This window comes from Sphingomonas sp. DG1-23 (assembly GCF_030730875.1).
In the GTDB taxonomy this organism is placed as follows: Bacteria; Pseudomonadota; Alphaproteobacteria; order Sphingomonadales; family Sphingomonadaceae; genus Sphingomonas.
Genome location: NZ_JAVAMA010000003.1, coordinates 42,120 through 61,905 on the forward strand (window position 1 = coordinate 42,120; position 19,786 = coordinate 61,905).

At 68.0% G+C, this 19,786-nt stretch carries 20 protein-coding genes and 1 tRNA gene; 11 read left to right on the forward strand and 10 right to left on the reverse strand.

The features are described 5' to 3' along the window. Window positions 1-6 precede the first annotated feature (6 nt). From Q9Q95_RS05705 to manD, 6 genes are all read right to left on the reverse strand, one after another. A complete protein-coding gene (locus Q9Q95_RS05705) occupies window positions 7-1,401 on the reverse strand; it encodes a hypothetical protein (protein ID WP_306094794.1) in 1,395 nt (464 codons plus the stop codon). A 37-nt stretch (window positions 1,402-1,438) separates the two neighbouring features. Then, window positions 1,439-2,011 (reverse strand): CHAP domain-containing protein, encoded by a 573-nt coding sequence (locus Q9Q95_RS05710; RefSeq protein ID WP_306094796.1) that lies wholly within the window; start codon window positions 2,009-2,011, stop codon window positions 1,439-1,441. Between the two features lie 62 nt (window positions 2,012-2,073). Beyond that, complete coding sequence (locus tag Q9Q95_RS05715; RefSeq protein WP_306094798.1) at window positions 2,074-2,499, reverse strand: GFA family protein; 426 nt, start codon at window positions 2,497-2,499, stop codon at window positions 2,074-2,076. Beyond that, on the reverse strand, window positions 2,496-3,341 hold the full coding sequence (locus Q9Q95_RS05720) for a MoxR family ATPase (protein ID WP_306095553.1): 846 nt from the start codon (window positions 3,339-3,341) through the stop codon (window positions 2,496-2,498). The genes Q9Q95_RS05715 and Q9Q95_RS05720 overlap by 4 nt, the downstream gene beginning before the upstream one ends. Before the next feature lie 97 nt (window positions 3,342-3,438). Continuing rightward, a complete protein-coding gene (locus Q9Q95_RS05725; RefSeq protein ID WP_306094799.1) occupies window positions 3,439-4,104 on the reverse strand; it encodes a hypothetical protein in 666 nt (221 codons plus the stop codon). 325 nt (window positions 4,105-4,429) lie between these two features. Continuing rightward, window positions 4,430-5,641: a D-mannonate dehydratase ManD gene (gene manD, locus Q9Q95_RS05730; protein WP_306094801.1), complete on the reverse strand. Its 1,212-nt coding sequence runs from the start codon at window positions 5,639-5,641 to the stop codon at window positions 4,430-4,432. Window positions 5,642-5,726: 85 nt separating this feature from the next. On the opposite strand from manD, the gene Q9Q95_RS05735 reads away from it, so the two are divergent. After that, window positions 5,727-6,497, forward strand: coding sequence for a FadR/GntR family transcriptional regulator (locus tag Q9Q95_RS05735; RefSeq protein ID WP_306094803.1), 771 nt, complete (start codon window positions 5,727-5,729; stop codon window positions 6,495-6,497). A 132-nt stretch (window positions 6,498-6,629) separates the two neighbouring features. After that, entirely contained in the window at window positions 6,630-7,061 is a 432-nt protein-coding gene (locus Q9Q95_RS05740) for a DUF5990 family protein (protein WP_306094805.1), read from the forward strand. A 36-nt stretch (window positions 7,062-7,097) separates the two neighbouring features. On the opposite strand, the gene Q9Q95_RS05745 is transcribed toward Q9Q95_RS05740, so the two are convergent. Next, window positions 7,098-7,187, reverse strand: a tRNA-Ser gene (locus tag Q9Q95_RS05745). 125 nt (window positions 7,188-7,312) lie between these two features. Here Q9Q95_RS05745 and Q9Q95_RS05750 point away from each other — a divergent pair. The 8 genes from Q9Q95_RS05750 to Q9Q95_RS05785 all read left to right on the forward strand — a co-directional run bounded on the left by Q9Q95_RS05750 (window position 7,313) and on the right by Q9Q95_RS05785 (window position 15,761). After that, complete coding sequence (locus Q9Q95_RS05750) at window positions 7,313-8,341, forward strand: lytic transglycosylase domain-containing protein (RefSeq protein ID WP_306095554.1); 1,029 nt, start codon at window positions 7,313-7,315, stop codon at window positions 8,339-8,341. Continuing rightward, on the forward strand, window positions 8,325-9,209 hold the full coding sequence (locus tag Q9Q95_RS05755) for an SPOR domain-containing protein (protein ID WP_306094807.1): 885 nt from the start codon (window positions 8,325-8,327) through the stop codon (window positions 9,207-9,209). The genes Q9Q95_RS05750 and Q9Q95_RS05755 overlap by 17 nt, the downstream gene beginning before the upstream one ends. A 22-nt stretch (window positions 9,210-9,231) precedes the next feature. Further along, entirely contained in the window at window positions 9,232-10,392 is a 1,161-nt protein-coding gene (locus Q9Q95_RS05760) for a D-alanyl-D-alanine carboxypeptidase family protein (RefSeq protein WP_306094809.1), read from the forward strand. A 162-nt stretch (window positions 10,393-10,554) separates the two neighbouring features. After that, a complete protein-coding gene (locus tag Q9Q95_RS05765) occupies window positions 10,555-11,538 on the forward strand; it encodes an AAA family ATPase (protein WP_371876693.1) in 984 nt (327 codons plus the stop codon). A 32-nt stretch (window positions 11,539-11,570) separates the two neighbouring features. Continuing rightward, a complete protein-coding gene (locus tag Q9Q95_RS05770; RefSeq protein WP_306094810.1) occupies window positions 11,571-12,002 on the forward strand; it encodes a MerR family DNA-binding transcriptional regulator in 432 nt (143 codons plus the stop codon). An 11-nt stretch (window positions 12,003-12,013) separates the two neighbouring features. After that, a complete protein-coding gene (locus tag Q9Q95_RS05775; RefSeq protein WP_306094812.1) occupies window positions 12,014-13,816 on the forward strand; it encodes an acyl-CoA dehydrogenase C-terminal domain-containing protein in 1,803 nt (600 codons plus the stop codon). Window positions 13,817-13,857: 41 nt separating this feature from the next. Continuing rightward, window positions 13,858-14,334 (forward strand): PH domain-containing protein, encoded by a 477-nt coding sequence (locus Q9Q95_RS05780; protein ID WP_306094815.1) that lies wholly within the window; start codon window positions 13,858-13,860, stop codon window positions 14,332-14,334. Then, on the forward strand, window positions 14,331-15,761 hold the full coding sequence (locus tag Q9Q95_RS05785; RefSeq protein WP_306094817.1) for a PH domain-containing protein: 1,431 nt from the start codon (window positions 14,331-14,333) through the stop codon (window positions 15,759-15,761). The genes Q9Q95_RS05780 and Q9Q95_RS05785 overlap by 4 nt, the downstream gene beginning before the upstream one ends. A 1-nt stretch (window position 15,762) precedes the next feature. Here Q9Q95_RS05785 and Q9Q95_RS05790 read toward each other — a convergent pair whose 3' ends face one another. The 3 genes from Q9Q95_RS05790 to Q9Q95_RS05800 form a co-directional block, all read right to left on the reverse strand. Next, the gene (locus Q9Q95_RS05790; protein ID WP_306094819.1) at window positions 15,763-17,157 is read right to left on the reverse strand and encodes a cell wall hydrolase; all 1,395 of its coding nucleotides are present in this window, start codon (window positions 17,155-17,157) and stop codon (window positions 15,763-15,765) included. Window positions 17,158-17,339: 182 nt separating this feature from the next. After that, window positions 17,340-18,260, reverse strand: a complete 921-nt coding sequence (gene cysK / locus Q9Q95_RS05795) for a cysteine synthase A (protein ID WP_306094822.1) — start codon at window positions 18,258-18,260, stop codon at window positions 17,340-17,342. Then, window positions 18,257-19,579, reverse strand: a complete 1,323-nt coding sequence (locus tag Q9Q95_RS05800) for an MFS transporter (RefSeq protein WP_306094824.1) — start codon at window positions 19,577-19,579, stop codon at window positions 18,257-18,259. Before Q9Q95_RS05800 ends, cysK begins: the two co-directional genes overlap by 4 nt. On the opposite strand from Q9Q95_RS05800, the gene Q9Q95_RS05805 reads away from it, so the two are divergent. After that, a complete protein-coding gene (locus Q9Q95_RS05805) occupies window positions 19,568-19,786 on the forward strand; it encodes a hypothetical protein (RefSeq protein WP_306094826.1) in 219 nt (72 codons plus the stop codon). The two genes, Q9Q95_RS05800 and Q9Q95_RS05805, sit on opposite strands and share 12 nt — an antisense overlap.

Here is a 19,786-nt window from a genome sequence, read left to right on the forward strand (position 1 = left end):
CGCCTTCTAGGGCTGGCGCTGGTAGAGCGTCCAGTGGGTGCCCGACATGCCGTGGGCGCGCGCGCCGGCGATCGGCATGAAGCGGGCGCCGCAGAGTGCGATCGCGGCGGGCGGCTCCTCGCCCTTGAAGCGATCGGCGAAGAAGAAGGGCGCGGCGGTGCAATCGGCGAGCTGGACCTTCAGCGGATAATGCGCGGCGGCGGCCGCCGCCTCGAGCGTGGCGATGCCGGGCTCGCGATCGAGGATCAGGGTGGCGCCCTGCGGCGCGCGGGCCTGCATCGCGCGGATCGCGGCGCCGACATCGCCGCGCCGGTTGATCGCGAGATCCATGTCGAGGACGAGACTGGCGGCGGTGATCGTTGCGAGCGCTGCGCCGGCCAGCCAGCGCTTCCAGCCGCCGGCGCGCCAGCCGAGCCAGATCAGTTCGGCAACGAGGATCAGCAACGCAATGCCGACGAGGAGATAATAACGCGGGTGCGCGACATTGCCCGAACGGAGCAAGGCGAGCGCCAGCGGGAAAGCGAGGATAGCGAGACGGTGAAAGGCGATGCGCGTCACGCCGGCGGAAGGCGCGAGCACCACCAGCGCGGGGATCGCGGCGAACCACCAGATGCTGACGATCGGGAAGCCCAGAATATATTGGACCATCTCCGAGACGCCGTGGAGCAGCTCCATCGTATTGTACGGATCGTAGCGGCCGAACTTGAAGCCGGTATGCGCGGCGGCGGCGCCGAGGATGATCGCGACGACGAGGCCGAGCGTGATCGCCGAGGGGAGGAAGAGCCTGAAGCTGCCGAGGATCGCCGGCTTGAGCCCGTCGCGCTTCCACAAAGCGAAGAACACCCAGCCGGCGAGCGCGCAGAAGCCGAAGAACATGGTCAGCTGCGAAAAGGCACCGAGGAAAAAGGCGATCGCCAGCGCCGTCGCGGGGCTGCGCTCGGCCTCGCCGGCCAGCCAGCGGTCGATCAGCAGGATCGCGACGAGCAAGGCGAGCACCATCGGCGCATAGCCGCGGGCCTCTGAGCCGAAGGTGACCAGCGCGGGCGAGACCGCGAAGAGAAGCCCGGTGATCAAGCCGAGCGCAAGGTGGCGGCGCGCGCCGATCAGCGCGGCGATCAGGATCGCGGCGGTGCCGGTGACGATCGACAGCGCCCGGGCGAGCGGCGGGGCGGCGTCGAACCCGACGAACTGCATCCACAGCGAATTGAGATGGTGGTTGTTGTCGTGATTGATGTTGAGGAACACGCCGAGCGGGGTACCGGCGTCGTGCGCCTGCTTGGCCGACCAGGCCTCGTCGAGCCACAATGCGCCCTGCGCGCCGGCGATGCGCAAGGCGAGGCCGAGCAGCACGAGTCCGCCGAGCAGCCACCAATATCTTCGCGCGATGCTGCCCCCCTGCATGCCGCTCCTAATGCTTCAGCGCCGCGAGGCGCACAAGTCAGCGGGCATAGGCATCGATCAGCGAGCCGACATAATCGGGCTGGCGGCTGCTCAATTCGGGCGCGGGGCGGGCGGGGCGGATCGCGCCGCCCGCCGCCGGATCGGGCGCGCCATAGATGAAGCCGTGCGCGGGATAGACCGAGCTGCCGAGCCCGTTGGTGTCGCGGTACCAGACCTTGACCTGGCTCCAGTCGCCGCGCGGCGAAACGTCGAACAGAGTGACGTCCTGCTCGGCATGGCCGCGCTTGCCGTCGACGCGCGACCAATTGGCGTGGGTGACCATCAGCACGCGCTTGTCGACGATGCGGCTGACCACCGCGACATGGCCGAGCGGCAGACGGCCGCTTTTGGCGAAAGCGAGGACGGCGCCGACGCGCGGCCTCTGCCCGCGCTGGTAGCGGCCATCGGCCTGCGCCCACCATGTCCAGGCGTCGCCATAGATCTGGATGCCCGAGGCTTGGCGGGCGAAGGGCACGCACTGGCCGACATATTCGAGAAGCGATTGCGCCTGCGCGGGAACGGCCGCAGCGGCGGCGGCGGCGAGCAGGACGGAGAACGCGAAGCGACGCATACACGGGTACCGTTACAGATACCCCCCCGTGCGCCGGGTATCGGGAACCGGTTAAAAAAGCGTTAACCCTGTTTTTGCGGCGGCGGCGGCTGCCGCGGAAAACGTTCGAGCGCCGGATCGATCACTGCCCAAGCCGGCGCATCCTCGGTCCAGATCGCGACTTGCGGGGCGAGATCGTTGGGCGCGTCGAGGAAACCGAGCCGCAGGGTGCGGAATTGCGGGCGCGCCGAGGACTGCCCCATCACCTGGGTGCCGCACTTGCCGCAAAAGCTCTGGGTGAGCGTGTTGCCGCTCGCCGCGACATAGGAAGTGGCGGCGAGTTCGCCCGAGATCGCGACCGCGTCGGTGGCGAACATCGCATTGGTGGTCGGCGAGCCGGCGGCGATCTGCTGGCACTGGCGGCACCAGCATTGGCGGACGGCGACCGCCGTGCCGTCGACCGTGGCGGTGACCGCGCCGCAGGCGCAACGGCCGGTATAGCGGCTCATTTGCTCTGCCGCCGGCTCATGAAGGCGAGCCGTTCGAACAGCATCACGTCCTGCTCGTTCTTGAGCAACGCGCCGTGGAGCGGCGGGATCGCCTTGCTCGTATCCTGTGACTGGAGCACGTCGAGCGGCATCTCCTCGTGGAGGAGCAATTTGAGCCAGTCGAGCAGCTCGGAGGTGCTCGGCTTCTTCTTGAGCCCGGGGACCTCGCGGATGTCGTAGAAGATGTCCATCGCCTTGCTAACGAGGATCTTCTGGATGCCGGGGAAATGGACGTCGACGATGGCCTGCATCGTCTCGCGGTCGGGGAATTTGATGTAGTGGAAGAAGCAGCGACGCAGGAACGCGTCGGGCAATTCCTTCTCGTTGTTCGAGGTGATCACCACGATCGGGCGCTCGGCGGCGCGGACGGTCTCCTTGGTCTCGTAGACATGGAATTCCATGCGATCGAGCTCGAGCAGAAGATCGTTGGGGAATTCGATATCGGCCTTGTCGATCTCGTCGATCAGCAGGACGGGGAGCTGCGGCGCGGTGAACGCCTCCCACAATTTGCCCTTGCGGATGTAATTGGCGATGTCGTGGACGCGTTCGTCGCCGAGCTGGCCATCGCGCAGCCGCGCGACCGCGTCATATTCGTAGAGGCCCTGCTGCGCCTTGGTGGTCGACTTGACGTTCCACTCGATCAGCGGGGCGCCGACCGCTTTCGCTATCTCATAAGCGAGGACGGTCTTGCCGGTCCCCGGCTCGCCCTTGACGAGCAACGGACGGCGGAGGGTGACGGCCGCGTTGACGGCGACCTTGAGGTCCTCCGTCGCGACATAGCTTTGGGTGCCTTCGAAGCGCATGGCGCGGGGATAGAGGCGGAGGGTTGCTGGTTGCAACCCGTTACTCGATTCCCCTCCCGCAAGCGGGAGGGGAGCGCATGGGGCAAGGCTCGCGGTGTCAGCCCCGCGCGCGGGCGCTGGCGCGGGCTTCGAGCAGGTCCCACAGGCCGCGATGCTGGGCGAAGACCTGTTGCGCGCCGAACAGCATCGCGCGCTCCATCGCGCCTTCGCGGGCGAGCGCGTCGACGACGCTGACGGTCTCCTCGGCGAGCGGCAGGGTAGAGACGGGCACGGTCAGGCCCAGCCGGCCGGCGACTGCATCGAGTACCGAGCGGATCGTCGCCCAGTCGATCGCCACCGCGAGCGCGGCGCCCGCGGCGCAGCCGGCCCGGTCGGACTGGGCGAGCATGTCGAGCGCGTGGCGCTGCGCCTGCGCGGCGGATTCGGATTCGGCATGGCCGGGCGTGCTGGGCAGCGGCCCGGCAGCAGCGACGATGCGGACGAGATAGGCGCGTTCGGTGGCGAAGGCGTCGGCGGCGGCCTCGAGCCAGTCGCGCTCGAGCGAGACGCGGGCATGATCGAGCGCATGATCGATCACCCCGGGATGGCGGCCGTGGAGCACGCAGATGAAATGGGCGGCATCGGCAAGGTCACGCAGCGGCTCGGGGTTCCGGGCGATGCGCTGGAGCCAGGGGTGGTTCGCGCTGCCATCGGACGCGACGAGCGATCCCATCGCTCCCCATGTGCCGCCGAGACGGGCAATCTGTGCGGTATCGAACGGCATATGCCCCCAAATTCCTGAGATACCGGGAGTACCGGTGCGCCCTTATGCAAGCCGGGGGTATACCGAAGCACGTAAATACGTGGTTGATGCGGAATTTACGCTTTGGTCGGGGATTGTGGAGGGAGAATGCCGGCGCTTCGGCGAAGGCAGGAGGGGTGGCGACCGAAGCCTTTCCTTGCCGGCGCTCCGGCCTTTGCCGGAGCACGATATTCTGTCCTCGACGCGTTCGATGAGGCGCATACCGGTGCTCCGGCAAAAGGCCGGAGCGTTGAAGGGTGCGGCCTTCCCTTGCCAGTGCTCCTGCGAAAGCAGGAGCACTAAAGCCTCACCAGTTGAACATCGTCCCGTCCTCGAGCCGGTTCACCGGCAAATAGGCGCGCTTATACGCGTATTTCGCGGCCAGCGCCTCGTCGATATCGACGCCGAGGCCGGGCTTGTCGCCGGGATGCATCAGGCCGTTCGACAGCGAATAGGCGTGCGGGAACACTTCGTCGGTCTCGGCGGAGTGGCGCATATATTCCTGGATGCCGAAATTGGGCACCGACAGCCCAAAATTGAGCGCCGCCGCCATGCTGACCGGCGACAGGTCGGTCGCGCCGTGGCAGCCGGTGCGGACCTGATAGAGATCGGCGAGGCCGGCGATCCGGCGCAGATGGGTGATGCCGCCGGCATGGACCACCGTGGCGCGGATATAGTCGATCAATTGCTCCTCGATCAGCTGCTTGGCGTCCCACACCGAATTGAAGATCTCGCCGACCGCGAGCGGGGTGGTGGTGTGCTGGCGGATCAGCCGGAAGCCGGCCTGATTCTCGGCCGGGGTCGCGTCCTCTAGCCAAAACAGGCGGTACGGCTCGAGATCCTTGCCGAGCCGCCCGGCCTCGATCGGAGTCAGGCGGTGGTGGACGTCGTGGAGCAGATGGATGTCCCAGCCGAGCGCCTCGCGCCCGCGTTCGAACAATTCGGGCACGTGACGCATATATTTCGAGGTCGACCAGAGCGTCTCTTCGGGAAGCGACCCTTTGGCGGGCTCGTAGTAGAAGCGCTCGCCCGAGACGCCATAGGTCGCGGCGAGCCCGGGGACGCCCGACTGGAGGCGCACTGCCTTATAGCCCTGCTCGAGATATTCGTGCGCGCGCTCGATCGTCTCCTCGACGTCCGAGCCGTTGGCATGGCCATAGACCATGCAGCCTTCGCGCGCCGCGCCGCCGAGCAATTGATAGACCGGCAGTCCGGCGACCTTGCCCTTGATGTCCCACAAGGCCATGTCGACCGCGGCGATCGCCGACATCGTCACCGGGCCGCGGCGCCAATAGGCGCCCTTGTAGAGATATTGCCAGATATCCTCGATCCGGTGCGCGTCGCGGCCGATCAGGCAGGGAATGACATGATCCTCGAGATAGCTCGCCACCGCCAGCTCACGGCCGTTCAGGGTGGCGTCGCCGACGCCGTAGACGCCCTGGTCGGTCTCGATCTTGAGAGTCACGAAGTTACGGCCGGGGCACGTCACGATCACGCGTGCAGAAGTGATGCGAGGCAAGGTCAGCATTTCCCTAAAAGTGGTCAGGCCAATATCTGCTTGTGACGGGTATGCTGTCAACCTAGAGTGGTGCAAAGAGGGCGTTATGAAGATCAAAGGCAACAAGCTGTACCAGCGGGTGGCGGCTTCGATCACCGAGGCGATCGAGGGCGGGCGCTGGTCGCCGGGCACCCGGCTTCCCGGCGAACGCGACCTCGCCGAGGAATATGGCGTCAGCCGCCCGACGATCCGCGAGGCGATGATCGCGCTCGAGATGAAGGGCTGGATCGAGGCGCGGCACGGCTCGGGCCTCTATGTCACGCCGCGCGACCACGGCACCGGGCAGCGCGAGGATTCGCTCAATTTCGACGTCGGCGCGTTCGACCTGACCGAGGCGCGGATCCTGTTCGAAGGCGAGGCAGTGGCGTTGGCGGCGGTATCGATCACCGACGAGCAACTCGCCGAGCTCGACGAATTGCTCGTCGAGATGGCGGCGGACGATTCGAACGAGCCCTCGGTGATGGACGCCGATCATCGCTTTCACCTCGCGATCGCCAATGCGACCGGCAATGCCGCGATCCGCAGCGTGATCGAATATCTGTGGGATTTGCGCACGCGCTCGCCGCTCGCCGCGAACATGTTCGCGCGGGCGAAGCGCGGCGGAATCACGCCGCGGGTCGAGGAGCATCGCCCGATCGTCGCGGCGCTGCACGCGCGCGATCCGCATGCCGCGCGCGCCGCAATGCGGCGGCATCTGCGCGGGGTGGTCGACGATCTGCTCGAGGCGACCGAGCTCGAGGTGATGGAGCGGGCGCGGAGCGAGCTCGATGCACGGCGCGACAGCGTGGCGCGGCGGCTGAAGATCGGGTCGGCTTAGGTGCGATTGGTCTGACCAAGCCGCGCCGGCGGTGCCCCGAAGGGCCGCCTTTTCGCCTCATGCCCGGCCGGATCCGCTGATGCAGGCGCCGCTGCGTCTTTGCCCCGCCGACGCGCCGGGCTATCAGGGCGCATGGCCAAGGCGGACCAGACCGAGATCGACCTTCGGATCATCATCGAGCAGCCTGTGATCGGGGTGCTTCACAGCCTGCAGGCGAGGGATGAGTCGCCGCTCGATCCAAAAGCGTCGCGCGCGGGCGAACCGCTGATATTCGACCTCTCCGTCCGTGTGGCGCCGGGCCCCAAATTCTATGGCGACCAGGTCCGTCGCGAAGGCCCGGTGCGAAGATTCGTCTATGTTCGTATCGGGCAAATGGCCGGAGACTCTTCCTCTCCCTGGTCCCGTCGAATGAAGGTCGACATTCACGACATCGACGCCGACATGCTGGACCGTGCGGCGGGGGGCGGCGGAGCCATCGAGATTCGCGTCCCCGGCACCGCGGCGGACGGCACTCCGGCCTGCGCCACCGTGCGGCCCATCGCGCGCCGCGTCGCCGGACGCTGAGGAACCCACTTTCGGGCGAGGAAGCAAAGGACGGCGTGGCGGAGAGGGTGGGATTCGAACCCACGGTGAGCTTGCACCCACGGCGGTTTTCAAGACCGCTGCCTTAAACCACTCGGCCACCTCTCCGCTGACGCCCCCGCTATCGCGCCGCGCGACAGTACGCCAGAAAATCTTGCTCATCTGCGCGCCAAAGGGGGTTCATGCCCGGGCACGGCTGTGGCACAAAATCGCGCATGTTCAGCTTGCGTGCGATGTTCGGGAAAGCGGCGGTGCTGGCCGCGGCGGTGATTTTGGCGAGCCCGGCGGCAGGGCCGGCGATCGCGCAGGACGAGGCGGGCTTCCAGGCCTATCTTCAGACGCTCGGCCGCCAGGCGCTGGCCGAAGGGGTGACCCGGCGCACGGTCGACCGGGTGATCCCGACCCTGACCTACAATGCCCGGGTGGTCGAGCTCGACCGCCAGCAGCCCGAAACCCGGCCCAATGCGCCGATCTCCAATTTCGAGCCTTATCGCGTCAAGCATGTCGACGCGGCGCGGATCGGGCAGGGGCGCGCCGCCTGGCAGCGGGTGCGCAGCCGATTGGCGCGGATCGAGCGCGAGACCGGGGTGCCCGAATCGATCATGGTGGCGATCTGGGGGCACGAGACCAATTACGGCCGGGTGATGGGCGGGTTCGACTTGCCGCGGGCGCTCGCCAGCCTCGCTTATGAGGGGCGGCGGCGCGCCTTGTTCGCCGAGGAATTCATCGCGACGCTCAAGATGATCGATCGCGGGGTGCCGCGCGAGAAACTGGTGGGCAGCTGGGCGGGGGCGTTCGGCGGGCCGCAATTCCTGCCCAGCGTCTATCTGCGGCTGGCGGTGGACGGCGACGGCGACGGGCTCGCCGACATCTGGACCAGCGAGCCCGACACGCTCGCCTCGATCGCCAATTATTTCGTCAATGCCGGCTGGCGGCCGGGCCAGCCCTGGGGCGTCGCGGTGCGCGTGCCGGCGGGGTTCAATCGTGCGGCGGTGGCAGGGCGGACGGTGCCGACGCGCTGCCCGCGGGTGCACGAGCGCCACAGCCGGTGGAAGACGATGGCCGAATGGCGCGCGCTCGGGCTGACTCCGCAGGGGCGGAGCTGGCCGGCGGACCATGTCCAGGCGACCCTGCTCGAGCCCGACGGCCCGGGAAAGACCGCTTATTTGCTCACCGGCAATTATCGCGTGATCCTCGATTATAATTGCTCGAATTTTTACGCTTTGTCGGTAGGCCTGCTCGCCGATGAAGTCGAACGCTAGCGCCGTCGCTGCCCTTCTCCTCCTCGCCGGATTCGGCGGGGCGCGAGCCTTTGCCACCGCCGCACCGCAGGATCGCCCCGGCGCAAGCTATGCCGCGCCCGGCGCCGCGCAGCCTGGGCCGGCCGCGCCGCGGCTCGATTATGCGCCGCAGGAGGATCCGACCAGCGGCATGGACGGGCCGCGCGGGTCCTCCCAGCGCGCGCCGGGCGAGCAGCGTTACGACGAGGTCGGCTATGCCGCGGTCGAGGATCCGGGCACGGGCGTGACCGGGGTCCACGCGTCGCTGCCGGTCGACACGCTGGTCGAGGTGACCTCGCTCGACAATGGCCGGACGATCGTGGCGCTGGTCAATGCAACCGATCCCGGCGCGGCGCGGCCGATCACGCTTTCGGCCGGCGCCGCTCGCGCGCTAGGCCATGACGGTTCGGCGACGATCCCGGTGCGGGTGCGGCGCGTCGCCGCGGCACCGGGCGACCTGCTGGCGCTGCGCGCGGGCAATCCCGCGCCGGCGCGACCCGATACGCCGCCGGTCCTGCTCAATGCCCTGCGCAAGCATCTCGGCGCGCCGGCACGGGCGCCGGCGACTACATCGGCCGAGCCGGCGCGACCGGCGCCGGCACGCGCCGCTCCGGTAGTGCGCGCACCGCGGCCGGCGGCGCGCGGCAATTTCTGGGTGCAGGTCGCCGCACTTTCTAACGCGCGGAACGCGCAGGCGCTTGCGCAGAGGCTCGGCGGATCCGTAAAGCAGGGCGGAGGGCTCTATCGCGTGCAGCTCGGCCCCTTCGCCACACGGGCGCAGGCCGATGCAGCGCGGGGCGGGGCCGCACGCGCGGGTTATGGGGACGCGCGCGTACTCGCCGTCAACTGAGTAACCCGGGGACCCGGACATCATGAACAAGCTGATCGCCGCTTCGATCCTGGCGCTCGCCGTCGCGTATCCGACCACTGCGCAGACCCCGCCTTTCGATACGCCCGCCCCGATCGCCTATCTCGAGGACCTGTCCTCGGGCGCGGTCCTCTATGCCAAGGATGCCGATCGCCGCATCCCGCCGGCATCGATGGCCAAGATGATGACGGTCTATGTCGCGTTCGACCTGATCAAGCAGGGCAAGCTCAAGCTGAGCGACACCACCACCGTCGCGCCCGAGACGTGGAAGAAGTGGCATTCGCAAGGCTCGACGATGTTTCTCGCGGTCGGCGAGACGCCGAAGGTCGAGGATCTGCTCAACGGCATCGTCACGCTGTCGGGCAACGACGCCTGCGTGGTGCTCGCCGAGAAGATCGCGGGGACCGAGGAAGCCTTCGTCAATCTGATGAACCAGCAGGCGAAGAGGATCGGGCTGACCAACAGCCAGTTCGGCACGTCGAACGGCTGGCCCGACGAAGGCCGCACCTATGTGACCGCGCGCGATCTCGCGCATCTCGCCAAGGCGACGATCGAGGATCATCCGCAGCTCTACGAGCAATTCTACAGCCGCACCTCCTATACCTGGGGGAAGACTTTGGGTGCCGGCGACGCGATCACCCAGGGCAATCGCGATCCGTTGCTCGGGCGCGTCGCCGGTGCCGACGGGCTCAAGACCGGGCATACCGAGGAAGCGGGATACGGCTTCACCGGATCGGCCGAGCAGAATGGGCGGCGGCTGGTGATGGTCGTCGCGGGGCTCGATTCCTATGGCGGCCGCGCCGAGGAATCGGTGCGCTTCATGAACTGGGGCTTCCGCGCGTGGAGCCCGCACGCGATCGCGTCGAAGGGCAAGAAGATCGGCGAAGTCGAAGTGCAGGGCGGCGGCGCGGGGAGCGTCGGCGTGGTCGCGCCGCGTGCGCTCAACGCGACGGTGCCTGCGGGGACCACGCCAAAGATGACCGGCAAATTGGTCTATCTCGGCCCGGTCAAGGCGCCGATCAAGGCGGGCGCGCATATCGCCGACCTGGTGGTCGAGACCCCGGGGATGCCGACCCAGACGCTGCCTCTGGTGGCGGAGGCCGATGTCGGCGAGGCGGGGTTCTTCCGCCGGGTGTGGCTCGGGCTGACGTCGCTGTTCGGGTGACTTTTCACTCCTCCCTGCTCGCAGGGAGGGGCAGGGGGCGGGTGCGCGTGTCTGCGCGCCCAGAAACTCTTGCCAGGATCGAAGCGTCGGCCGCGGCATCGAGCCTCGTCCGCCGCTACCCACCCCTTGCCCCTCCCTGAGAGGGAGGGGATAGAGAGACTGATGGCTTTTCTCGGCAACGAATCCGCGCGCGACGCGCTTGCCGCCGCCATGGCCAGCGGGGTGCTCCACCATGCCTGGCTGATCGCCGGGCCCGAAGGGGTGGGGAAAGGGGCGTTCGCCCGGGCCGCGGCGGCGCGGATGCTCGCCGAGGCCAGCGAGCCGCACAAGCTCAACCCCGGCTGGGACGTGCCCGAGACGACGCAGACCGCGCATCTGATCGCGGCGGGCGCGCATCCCGACTATCGCGCATTGGTGCGGCTGCCCAAGGACGCCGCCAAGCCCGAAGAGGCGCTCGCCCGCTCGATCACCATCGCGCAGGTGCGCAGCCTCCAGCCCTTGTTCGCGACCAAGCCGTCGCTGAGCGGCCGGCGGGTGATCGTGATCGATTCGATCGACGATCTCGAACGCGGCGGCGCCAATGCCCTGCTCAAGAATCTCGAGGAGCCGCCGGCGGGAACGATCTTCCTGCTCGTCAGCCACGCCCCGGGGCAATTGCTGCCGACGATCCGCTCGCGCTGCCGGCTGCTAAGGTTCGAGGCATTGCCGGCGGAGCAGGTCGCCGGCATCTTGCGGGCGGAGCTCCCGCAAGCGAGTGCGAGCGAAATCGACGCGCTGGTCCGTGCGGGCGAGGGTTCGCCGGGGCGCGCGCTGGGCTTTGCCGGGCTCGATCTCGCCGCGCTGGAGGGCGAGATGGCCACGCTCGCCGAGACCGGCGATCCTTCCAACGCCGTGCGTTCGCGGCTCGCCAAATTGCTCGGCGCCAAGGCCGCGCAGCCACGCTACGAGGCGTTCCTGCAGCGCTCGCCGAGCTTCATCGCCGAACGCGCGCGGACCCGTTCGGGCGAGCCGCTCCGCGCCGCGCTCGATGCCTATGCCGCGGCACGCGAACTGGCCGAGGCGGCGGTCGGGCTGTCGCTCGATGCCGGCGCGACCGTGTTCGAGATGTCGGGGCTGATCGCGCGCCTCTCGGCGCGAACTGCTTGACGTTCACGTAAAGGTAAAGCTATAAAGCGGGCATGCCAACCACCGCTGCCGCCTTTCCCGTCGAGGCCCTGGCGCCCATCGAGCCGCGTCCCCAGCAGGATGCCTTCTCCATTTCGGATCTGTGCGCCGAGTTCGCGGTCACGCCGCGCGCATTGCGCTTCTACGAGGATGAAGGGCTGATCGGCCCCGAACGCCGCGGCACCCAGCGAATCTATTCGCACGCCGACCGCGCGCGGCTCGCCTGGATCCTGCGCGGCAAGCGGGTCGGCTTCAGCTTGGCCGAGATCAAGGAGATGATCGATCTCTACGATGTCGGCGAAGGCAGGCGGGTGCAGAAGCAAGTGACGCTCGAGCGCTGCCGCGACCGCATCCATTTGCTCGAGAATCAGAAGCGCGACATCGACGCGCACATCACCGAGCTCCAGCAATTCGTACAGCTGCTCGAAAGCAGCGACGCTCACTGAGGAAGCCAGAAATGCCGCAATATACGCCGCCGGTGCGCGACACGCGCTTCATCCTCGATTCGGTGATCGGGCTCGATCGCTACGCCAATCTGCCGGGCTTCCAGAATGCGACGCCGGACGTGGTCGAGGCGGTGCTCGATCAGGGCGGTCAGTTCGTCGCCGACGTGCTGTTCCCGATCAACCATTCGGGCGACCAGCAGGGCTGCACGCGCCACGACGACGGCAGCGTCACCACGCCCGACGGCTTCAAGGAAGCGTACAAGGCCTTCGTCGAGAGCGGCTGGGGGACGCTGAGCGCGCCGGCCGCGTTCGGCGGGCAGGAGATGCCGCACCTCGTCTCGACCGCGTTCCAGGAATATATGATCTCGGCCAACATGGCCTTCGCGATGTATCCGGGGCTGACCCATGGCGCGATCGCGGCGCTGCTGGTCAAGGGTTCGGAGGAGCAGAAGGCCAAATACGTTCCGAAAATGGTGTCGGGCGAGTGGGGTGGCACGATGAACCTCACCGAGCCGCATTGCGGCACCGATCTCGGGCTGATCCGCACCCGCGCCGAGCCCAACGCCGACGGCAGCTGGTCGATCACCGGCACCAAGATCTTCATCTCGTCGGGCGAGCACGACCTGACCAGCAACATCATCCATCTGGTGCTCGCCAAGACCCCGGGTGCGCCCGAGAGCAGCAAGGGCATCTCGCTCTTCGTCGTCCCCAAGTTCATGGTCGGCGACGACGGATCGCTGGGTGACCGCAACGCGGTGTCGTGCGGCTCGATCGAGCACAAGATGGGGATTCACGGCAATTCGACCTGCGTGATGAACTATGACGGCGCCACCGGCTGGCTGGTCGGCGAGGAGATGAAGGGCCTCGCCGCGATGTTCATCATGATGAACGCGGCGCGCCTCGGCGTCGGGCTGCAGGGCCTCGGCGTCGGCGAGACCGCCTATCAGAACGCCGTGCAATATGCGCATGACCGCCGTCAGGGCCGTGCGCTCACCGGCCCGGCCGAGCCGCAGGAAAAGGCCGACACCTTGTTCGTCCATCCCGACGTCCGCCGGATGCTGATGGAAGCCAAGGCGCAAACCGAGGGACTTCGCGCATTGTGCCTGTGGGGGGCGCTGCAGGTCGATCTCGAGCATGCCGCGCCGAGCGAGGAGGAGCGCCAGCTCGCCGCCGATCTGATCGGGCTGCTCACCCCGGTGATCAAGGGCGTCGGCACCGATATCGGCTACAAGGTCGCGACCGACGCGCAGCAGGTCTATGGCGGCCATGGCTACATCGCCGAATGGGGCATGGAGCAATATGTCCGCGATGCCCGCATCTCGATGATCTACGAAGGCACCAACGGGGTGCAGGCGATGGATCTGGTCGGGCGGAAACTCGCCCAGAATGGCGGCCGCGCGTTGCAGGCGTTCTTCAAGCTGGTGAGCGAGGAAATCGCCGCGGCGAAGGGCGACGAGAAGCTCAAGGGCTTTGCGGAGGCGCTGGAAAAAGCGCTCGGCCATCTCCAGGGCGCGACCATGTGGCTGGCGGCGAACGGCTTCCAGAACCCCAATCACGTCGGGGCGGGCGCCTATCCCTATATGCAGCTGACCGGCACGGTCGCGCTCGGCCTGATGTGGCTGCGCATGGCCAAAGCAGCGGCCGAGGCACTCGCTTCGGGAAGCGAGAACGCGAAGTTTCTCGAAGCGAAGCTGGTCACCGCGCGCTTCTATGCCGAGCGCTTCCTGCCCGATGCCGGCGCGCTGCGTCGCAAGGTCGAGAGCGGCAGCGACGCGGTAATGGCGCTCGACCCGGAGATGTTCCGCGCGGCGTGATCGCGCTTGAGCGGCGGCGGGGGACATAGCATGGTCGGGGCATGACCCTGACCATCGTTCCCCTGATGCCCATCGAACGCGGCCAATTGAACGTGATGTACGCGCGCGGCGCCGGGATGGCGCTGGCGCTGATCGTGCCGGCGGGTATCGCCGAATTCGCGATCGCGGACCGGCTGCCGGTGCACGGCGCGATCGCCGGGGTGGCTGTGCTCCTGGGCATCTGGCTGGCGATCATATCCCCGCCGCGGCGGTGGCGGCATTGGGGTTATGCCTTTACCGGCGGCGAGCTGCATGTCGCGCATGGCTGGTGGACGCAGGTCCACACCATCGTTCCGGTGGTGCGCGTCCAGCATATCGATGTGGCGCAAGGCCCGCTCGAACGCAGCTTCGGGGTGGCGCGGCTGATGCTCCATACTGCGGGGACCGACCAGACCGTAGTGACGCTGCCGGGCATCGCGCGCGCCACTGCCGAGGAGATCCGCGACGTCATTCGCACGCGGATAGGCAGCGCGGCGTGAACGACGAACCGACGCGCCGGGTCCATCCGGCCACGATCGCGATCGGACTGGTCAAATCGGCACCGTCGACGCTTCTCGTCCTGCCCGCATTGCTCGCATCCGGAAGCCAGTTCGGCATGGCCAAGGCGGCGCTGCTGCTTCTCGCCGGGGTCGCGGCGATGGCGCTGTTCACCTGGGCAGGGTGGTGGTTCTTCACCTATCGTCTGACCGACGACGCTTTCGTGATCGAGAGCGGGGTGCTGCATCGCAGCCGCCGGTCGATCCCGCTCGAGCGCGTGCAGGACGTGTCGATCGAGCAGAAGCCGCTCGCCCGGCTGTTCGGACTTGCCCTGGTGCGGATCGAGACCGGGGGCGGCGACAAAGACGAGGCGATGCTCGACAGCGTGTCGTTGCGCGAGGCGCATCGGCTTCGGCAAGCGCTGCGTCGGACGCCGGTGTCGACGCGCGTCGACGAGGCAATCGCGGAGGTTGCGGAAGATGCCGGGAGATCCTTGTTCGCGATGCCGCTGAAGCGGGTGCTGCTCTACGGGTTGTTCAACTTCTCGCTGGTGTGGCTGGCCGCGATCTTCGCCGCTCTCCAGACGCTCGACGGGGTGATCGAGTTCGACTGGAAGGAACTGGTCGGGATCGCCGGGCGCGAAGTGCGCAGCCATCTGACCGTGACCGCCGCGCTGACGGTGCTCGCGCTCGCCGGGGTGCTGGGGGTGGTCGCCGGGCTCGTCCGGACGCTGGCCAAGGAATATGGCTTCCGGCTGGACGAGCGGGGCGGCCGGCTACGGCGCATCCGCGGGCTGCTGACCCGCAGCGAAGTGGTCATCGTCAAGGCGCGGGTGCAGCTGGCATTGGTGCACCGTGCGCCGCTCAGCGGACGGCTCGGCTGGCTAAGCCTCGCTTTCCAGACCCTCGGCGGCAGCGACGACCCTTCGGGCCGGCAGGAGATGGCGCCCTTCGCGCGCGGCGAGGAAGTCGCGCGGGTGATCGCGGCGGCGGGACTGCCGACGTTCGAAGCCGACGCGCTGACGCCGGTTTCGCGCGGGCATGTGCTTCGCGTGGCGCTGCGCCAGGGCTTGCCGGTGCTGGCGATCTTCGCCGTCGCCGGGCTCTTCCTGCCGCCGCTGTGGATCGGACTTGCGCTGGTGCCGGTGCCCGTCGGGATCGCGCTGCTCCAGCGGCGCTTTCATCGCTACGGGCTGCGCGAGACCAGCGCGCAGGTGACGCGCGGCGTGCTGGCACAGCGCGACTGGATCGTGCCCTATGCCGCGGTGCAGACGGTTTCGGTGCGCCGGACCTGGCTCCAGCGGCGGCTCGGGCTCGCGACCGTCGCGATCGACACCGCGGGCGGGAAAGGCTGGCACCGGCCCGATATCGCCGATGTGTCCGCACCCACCGCCGCAGCGCTGGCGCGGGAACTGGTGGCACGCGTCTAAGCTAGTTGCCGGGCGTGGGCGCGGGTTTCGGCGGCGTCACCGTGAAGGTCACCGTCGGCCGCGCCGTGGCGGGGGGCGGGTCGGTCTTGCGGCGCACGCCGGAGAGCAAGGCGGGGCCCGCTGCCTTGGTCTCGGGAAGCGTCGCGGAAGCCGCGCCGGGCTGCGGCGCAGGCTGTGGCGTCAGGATCGGCGGCTGGACGCGCATGCACTGGATCGGGCTGGGCCGCTTATATTGCTGGCAGTTCCACAATGCCTTGGCATAGCCCTGCGCCTGATCGCGCAGATAGCTGAACGACAGCGCCGCGGTCTGGGCGGGCGTCGCGGGGAGTTTGGCCGGCTTCTGCTTCGGGTCGGTCCACGCCATGAACTTGCAATAGAGCCGCTCGCCGCAGGTCTTGATCGCCAGCGCCGCGAAGGCATCGGGGTTCATTTTCCTGTCGAGCACGACGAGGAAATGGTTCGCGTCGAGCCCGGCACCGACGGGATTGGGCACGGCGCTTTCGGGGATCGTCGCCGGGTCGACCAGCGAGCCGTCGCCCTGCAGCGCGGTTTCGAGCGGGTTGGTCTCGTCGCCGAGATGGACGGCCGACAGGCGCGCCATCCTGGCGATGTTGGGCTCGACGCCGGCATAGCCGCGGTTGAACGCCGGCGGGGTGCCCCACCAGCCGGCCCAGCGGAAGAACAAATGGGTGTCGACCGCAGTGATCTTTTCGAGGCTGGCGCTCCAGTAGGGGACGACCCAATTAGTGTGATAGTGGGTGGCATGGCCGACCGGGCGATAGACCGAGCCGTTGAGCGCCATGCGGGCGACGTCGCGCGCGCGTTGCCACGCCGCCGCGCTTGGCGTGTAGCGCAGCATCGCGCCGTCGCAGGTGAAGGTGAACTGGCAGCCGGTGCTGCGTTCGGATCCCTGGAAGACGACGCCGCAGATCGTCTTGGGAAAAGCGGGGTGGCGCATGCGGTTGATGATCACCTGGGCGACCGCGCGCTGGCCCTTGGCGTCGTCGCCGGCTTCGTAATAGCCCGCGGCGGCGAGGCAATCCACGGCGCGCGCCTGGCTGTCGGCCGCGCCCGTGAGGTTGAACGCACGCGCGGCGGGATTGGGAAGCGTCGAGAAGGGGATCGCCGCGTTGATCTCGCGGGCGTCGTCGGGCGCGACTTCCTGCAGTTTGATCGGATCGACCTCGGGCAGTTCCTGCTTCGGCACGACGCGCTTGGAGATCACCACGGGTGCGCGGTTGTGCACCACGACCCGCGGCGCCGTGGCGACGATCAGCACGGGAAGGGCGATCGCGGCGAGCGCAAGCACACCGAGCAGGCCGCGAAGCCAGAGCGAAACCGGAGGGCGCGGGGCCGGCGCGGGCGCAAGCGTCGCATCGTGGGATTGCATCAACATCGTGCGTGCCCGCTCAGCCCCGTTGCGCGCGGACGCGCCGGGTCGGAAGGTCGAGGCGAAGGCAAAAGGACAAAAGGCTGCTCCAGCGGGGTCGCCGCCCATAACGCAGCAAGCGCGATTTTGGAACCATTGCGCCGCCGAAACGCCGCAATGGTCCGTTCAGTCGCGTTTCCGGGAGGCGATCACCTCTCGGGAAGGAATTCGGGAACGCTGAGATAGCGCTCGCCGGTGTCGTAATTGAAGCCGAGCACGCGGGTGCCCTCGGGCAGATCGGGAAGCTTCTGAAGGATCGCGGCGAGCGTTCCGCCCGACGAGATGCCGACCAGCATGCCTTCCTCGCGCGCGGCGCGGCGAGCCATGTCCTTGGCAACGCCGGCATCGACCTTGATCACCCCGTCGATCGCGTCGCCGTGGAAATTCTTGGGGATGAAGCCCGCGCCGATGCCCTGGATCGGGTGCGGACCGGGCGTGCCGCCCGAGATCACCGGGGACAGCTCGGGCTCGACCGCGAAGACCTTGAGGTTGGGCCAGCTCTTCTTGAGCGTCTCGGCGACGCCGGTAATGTGGCCGCCGGTGCCGACGCCAGTGATGATCACGTCGATCGGGGAGTCGGCGAAGTCGTTCAGGATCTCCTGCGCGGTGGTGCGGGCATGGACCGCGACGTTCGCGGCGTTTTCGAACTGCTGCGGCATCCATGCGCCTTCGGTGCTGTCGACGATCTCCATCGCGCGCTCGATCGAGCCCTTCATGCCCTTTTCGCGCGGCGTGAGATCGAAGCTTGCGCCATAGGCCAGCATCAGGCGGCGGCGCTCGAGGCTCATGCTCTCGGGCATGACGAGGATGAGCTTGTAGCCTTTTACCGCGGCGACCATCGCGAGGCCGACGCCGGTATTGCCGCTGGTCGGCTCGACGATCGTGCCGCCGGGCTTGAGATCGCCCGAAGCCTCGGCCGCCTCGACCATCGCCAGCGCGATGCGGTCCTTGATCGAGCCGCCAGGATTGGAGCGCTCGGACTTGATCCAGACCTCGGCGTCGGGGAACAGCTTCTGCACACGGATGTGCGGCGTGTTGCCGATCGTCTCGAGGATCGTGTTCGCCTTCATGTCGTCATCTCCTTGGGAGGCACTTCGAGGTTGGCCGGAGGATCGAAGGTGCGAGCCCGCCTGAGTTCGGGGAATAGCCGCGCCCATAGCAGGGTGACAAGCACCGCGCCGAGGCCACCGCCGATCACTGCGGCGACCGGGCCGATCAACGCGGCGAGGAAACCGGACTCGGCCTCGCCGAGCTCGTTCGATCCCGAGATGAACAGAGTCGACACCGCGCCGACCCGGCCGCGCATCTGATCGGGGGTGTAGAGCTGGATCAGCGACTGGCGGACATAGACCGAGACCATGTCGGCGGCGCCGAGAACGAACAAAGCGACCAGCGAGAGCAAGACGGCGGGGGCGAAGTCGTGGCCGATCGCCGAAGGGCCGAGCAGGCCGACGAGGAACGGGGCGGAGGCGCCGAACAGGATGGTCGCCAGACCGAAAACAGCGACGGCGAGCAGCATCTTCTTGCCGACCTCGGTCTTGAGCGGGCGCCACGAGAAGAACAGGCCGACCAGCACCGCGCCCAGCGCCGGCGCGGCGCGGAGGTGGCCGAGGCCTTCGGAGCCGACCTGGAGGATGTCGCGCGCATAGACCGGCAGCATCGCCGTCGCCCCGCCGAGCAGCACCGCGAACAGATCGAGCGAGATCGCGCCGAGCACGAGCCGGTTGCGCCGGACATAATGGAGGCCGTCGACCATCTGCGCCCAGGGGCTGCCGGTCGACTTGATCGCGGTGCGCGGGACCGGCGAGATCAGCAGCAGCATGATCAAAGCGAGCGAAAACAGGCCGGCCGCGACGAAATAGGGCACCGAGGGCCCGGCGGCGTAGAGATAGCCGCCCATCGCCGGGCCGATCACGGTGCCGATCTGCCACGAGGTCGAACTCAGCGCGATCGCGGTGGGCAGGCTTTCCTTGGGGACGAGATTGGGCGCCAGCGCGCCGAGCGCGGGGCCGGCAAAGGCGCGCGCCACCCCGAGCAACGCGGCGATGCCGAACAATGCGGGGAGCGTGATGGTGTCGGTGTACGTAAGCCAGCCGAGTGCGAGGCCGCAGAGCACTTCGAGCCCGACGGCGGCGCGAGCGATCCAGCGGCGGTCGAGCCGGTCGGCGAGCCAGCCGGCGAACAGCGACAGTGCGAGCAGGGGCAGGAACTGCGCGACGCCGATCAGCCCGAGCTGGAACGCGGCCTGCTTGATCGTCATCGTCTCGCGGGCAATGTCGTAGACCTGCCAGCCGATCACGATCACCAGCGCCATCTGCCCCAAGGTCGCGGCGAAGCGGGCGATCCAGTAAGCGCGGAAATTGGCGACGGCGAAGGGATGGATCGGCATGGCCCCGCTCTTGGCGCGTCCGCCGCGGCATCGCAACGGCGGAATGCGCCGCGCGCCCGCCCTGCGGAACCGGGCTCGCGTCTCGGCGGTTCTTACGCCAGCGAAATCAACGAGTCAGGAGAAGCCGCGATGGGCAAGGGCATATTGTTGTGGCTGCTGGGCATCCCGCTTCCGATCATCATCCTGCTCCTGCTCTTCTGGCACTAG